The sequence below is a fragment of the Methylosinus sp. R-45379 genome, assembly GCF_001644125.1.
GTDB lineage: Bacteria > Pseudomonadota > Alphaproteobacteria > Rhizobiales > Beijerinckiaceae > Methylosinus.
This window is the reverse complement of the sequence record NZ_LUUM01000039.1, coordinates 1-2,968: the sequence shown is the minus strand read 5'-3', so window position 1 is coordinate 2,968 and position 2,968 is coordinate 1. Positions and strand designations below refer to the sequence as shown.

Genomic DNA, 2,968 nt, shown 5'->3' with positions numbered 1-2,968 from the left:
TCCCGACACTGTGAATGGCGTGCAATGGCTGCATCAGCTCTACACATTGTCCGAGCCGGACTGCAGCTCGCGCGTAACCGTTCCGGTGCTCTGGGACAAGGACAGCCGCAAAGTCGTTTCCAACGAATCGGCAGAGATTCTGCGGATGTTCAACAGCGCCTTCGATCGCATAGGCGCGGCGGAAGGCGACTATTATCCCGCCGAGCTGCGCAGCGAGATCGACGCCCACGACGCTGGTGCGGTTCGATGTGGTCTATTACGGCCACTTCAAATGCAATTTGCGGGCGCTGGTCGATTATCCCGCTCTCTGGCGCTACACGCGGGCGCTCTACCAGCACCCGGCGATCCGCCCGACCGTCGATTTCGGTCACATCAAGGGCCATTATTATAGCAGCCATCCCTGGCTGAATCCGAGTGGAGTCGTTCCAATCGGCCCACGACGCGATTTCGATGCTCCGGTCGAGCCTCGCCATCATCATCAGGCAGGCGTCTCATGACCAGTCTCGACACCTCTTTCGAACTGTTCGCAATACTCCGCTCGAGCGGTTCGCCGCGCATTCAAAAAATCGGAAGTCCGCTCTTTGCCCACCGTGCGGAATTTGGCTTGAACAAGCACCCGGCTTTGTCCCCCGCGGAGCGCAAATTTCAGCGGTTTAAAACGCCGATCGGCGTCGAAACCCATCGGCAATTCATACATGCCCAACCATCACACATTTGCCATCGCTTCACACTTTTATATAACAGCCCAAGCCCTGTATCGTCTTCGTCCAGTCAACTCGCGAAGGTTCGACGAGAGTTCGTCTATCATCGTGGTCGCTGCTTGCTGCGACATTCGGAGTTCTTTGGCGACGAAAGGGACGGTGACGACCGGCGACTCCAGACACAGGTCGACAAACCGCGGCAGCCTTGAATTCGTTCTACGGTCTTTGCATTTTCTGAGTAGGAGCTCACGCGCGAGCGTCAATCTGTCGAGTTCCTTCGAATCCGCCTTTGCCATGAGTTCGACCGCCCGCGCAAAGGCTATCATTCGAGATTCGAGATCACTTTGCCGACTCCTCCGATATTTGGCGTGCCGAAATCCTGCTTGTAGCGCCGATAGATGATGCAGCGTTTTTCCCCGGCGCCGTAGCAAGTCCGCGACGAGCAAGGATCCGAGCCATGGGCTGTGTTGCAGGGGCTCTATCTCTTCCCAAGCGTCGAGCGCGGCGCCTGCAGTCATCAAGGGCGGAAGATTGGTCATGTCGCCCAGACGCTCCCGCCATTCGGCGAGGCGGCCCTCCTCGTCCCAATCCTCATCGTAAACCAAACCCGAGTCGTCCCGCTTCCGCTGGACCGGCGCGATGCGCTCTGCCAAACGCGACGTTCGCGCCAGTAGTTCGTCGATTTCGTCGAATTCCCCCGACGAGGATCGCCACACGGTCTCAAGCTCATCCTCCACCGCGTCTTCGTCCTCGAGGGCTCCCGACCCGGCCGCGGTCGCCTCGAGGAGAATACCCTGTGGTCGCGACACGCCCCGCAGACCAGCGAGTCCCTCGATCGTCAGCGCCCAACCCGGTTCGCGATCAGCTATGCGACGACGCGTGAGCAGCACAGCATGGGCTCGCACGAGTTCGTGCGTCGGCGTGCGCACGTCCGTTCCGGCGTCATGAAGGACGAGGTCTTCGAGCTGCACGAATTCGCCGGCGCACCACAAAGCGGCGCAGGCGTCATGGAAATGCGCGCGGAGAACGAATGCTTCGGCGACGGGACTCGAGCGAAGCCGCTCGTCGAAACGCGCGAGGGCGTCGGACGCGCTCTCGAAGGGCGCTTGCAGGCGCTCGAATGAAACAGAGGCGGGAAGAGCTAATCCCATTTTAATCCTGTACGAATCAAGACGACTATCAACTTATCTCCAATTTAGCTTTAGTGATAGACGATGCCATTTTCGCCTTCGCTGACCGGATCGAAATGCGTCGCCGTAGCAGCCGAAAGCAAGCCTCGGAACGGCTCTGGAGACGAGCTTTCGGCCCGCAAATCGACGAAAGGAGCTGTTTTGCGGGCCTTTCTTCTGCTCACCACTATGTCGCGGCGGCGAACTTCTGCCGTCGGATGCGGTTTCAAACGACCGATTATTGATATTCATCACAATTGAAATTATGCCTATTGATCACATCATGGGCGATATGATATCGTCACAGCAATGAGATTGGTTCTGGATACGAACGCCCTGATCGCAGCACTCCGAAGCCCAAGCGGAGCCTCCGCCGAGCTTCTCAGACTTGCGCGTCGAGGACAGATCCAGCTTCTGGCCAGCGCCGCCCTCGCAATCGAATATGAGGCCGTGTGTCTGCGCGACGAACACCGCAAAGCGGCCGGCCTGTCGACGAAAGAGGTCTGTCAGTTTCTCGACGCGATCATAGATCTGATCGAACCGGTCGAAATTTGGTTCCTTTGGAGGCCGCAATTGCGAGATCCGGGCGACGAATTGGTGCTCGAGGCGGCTGTGAATGGGCAGGCCGCAACGATCGTTACGTTCAATTTACGTGACTTCGGACTGGTGCGAGAGCGCTTTGGCATCGAGGTTCTCACGCCGAGAGATACGCTGATGAGGAAAGTGCAATGAAAACCAAAACCGCCGCTTATGCTCTTCGGCTCCCCGCTTCGATGAAGGCCGAAGCCGAAAAGATTGCAGCCGAGGATGGCACGAGCCTCAACCAGTTCGTCGCTTCGGCGGTGGCCGAAAAGGTTTCGGCGTTACGGACCGCTCGCTATTTCGCGGAAAAGAAAGGCTGGACCGATTGGAGCGCCTTCGACCAGATCATGCGCCGCGAGGGCGGCGCGCCGCCGGTTACGGACGACGAGATTCCTGAAGCTTATCGAACGGCTCGCAAATAGTCCGTTGCTGATTTCGTCGGAAGGAAACCAGGGCGAATGGCCCTGATCGGCTACGCCCGCGTCTCGACCGAGGATCAGGTCACGGACGCGCAGA

At 58.5% G+C, this 2,968-nt stretch carries 4 protein-coding genes and 1 pseudogene; 3 read left to right on the top strand and 2 right to left on the bottom strand.

All coding sequences use genetic code 11. From position 1 onward, the window contains the following. Nucleotides 1-497, top strand: a pseudogene (locus A1351_RS23570) (glutathione S-transferase family protein); the annotation flags it as partial. On the opposite strand, the gene A1351_RS24325 reads toward A1351_RS23570, so the two are convergent. Both A1351_RS24325 and A1351_RS02475 read right to left on the bottom strand, forming a co-directional pair. Continuing rightward, complete coding sequence (locus A1351_RS24325; RefSeq protein ID WP_134188309.1) at nucleotides 479-697, bottom strand: hypothetical protein; 219 nt, start codon at nucleotides 695-697, stop codon at nucleotides 479-481. The pseudogene A1351_RS23570 and the gene A1351_RS24325 overlap by 19 nt on opposite strands. A gap of 36 nt (nucleotides 698-733) precedes the next feature. Beyond that, the gene (locus A1351_RS02475; RefSeq protein ID WP_064032056.1) at nucleotides 734-1,852 is read right to left on the bottom strand and encodes an RHE_PE00001 family protein; all 1,119 of its coding nucleotides are present in this window, start codon (nucleotides 1,850-1,852) and stop codon (nucleotides 734-736) included. A 327-nt stretch (nucleotides 1,853-2,179) separates the two neighbouring features. Between A1351_RS02475 and A1351_RS02470 the strand changes: the two genes are divergently transcribed. Continuing rightward, on the top strand, nucleotides 2,180-2,602 hold the full coding sequence (locus A1351_RS02470; protein ID WP_024881645.1) for a putative toxin-antitoxin system toxin component, PIN family: 423 nt from the start codon (nucleotides 2,180-2,182) through the stop codon (nucleotides 2,600-2,602). Then, nucleotides 2,599-2,874, top strand: a complete 276-nt coding sequence (locus tag A1351_RS02465; protein WP_024881646.1) for a hypothetical protein — start codon at nucleotides 2,599-2,601, stop codon at nucleotides 2,872-2,874. The genes A1351_RS02470 and A1351_RS02465 overlap by 4 nt, the downstream gene beginning before the upstream one ends. Nucleotides 2,875-2,968 lie beyond the last annotated feature (94 nt).